1 protein-coding gene is annotated in these 371 nt (G+C 64.7%); it reads right to left on the bottom strand.

The features are described from left to right. Positions 1-371, bottom strand: a 371-nt coding sequence (locus HA630_RS00995) for an aconitase family protein (RefSeq protein ID WP_243855314.1), incomplete at both ends; no start/stop codon positions are given.

Here is a 371-nt window from a genome sequence, read left to right as displayed (position 1 = left end):
TTGGCGGTCTCTGCGTACTCTTCGATCTGGTCGAAGTTCAGGTACTTGTAGATCGACGCGCCGTCCTTGTTCACGATGCCCATGGCCTCGTGGTATTCGGCCACGGTGGGCAGCTTGCCCAGCTTGGAGGCGATGGCGGCCAGTTCGGCCGAGCCCAGGAACACGTTGGTGTTCTTGCCCAGGCGGTTCGGGAAGTTGCGGGTCGAGGTGGAGATCACCGTCGCGCCCTCGCGCACCTGCGCCTGGTTGCCCATGCACAGCGAGCAGCCCGGCATCTCGGTGCGGGCACCGGCGGTGCCGAACGCGGCGTAGTGGCCTTCCTTGATCAGCTCGCTCTCGTCCATCTTGGTCGGCGGGGCCACCCACATTTT

The organism is Aquabacterium sp. A08 (assembly GCF_011742065.1).
This window is presented reverse-complemented; position numbering and strand designations above follow the sequence as displayed.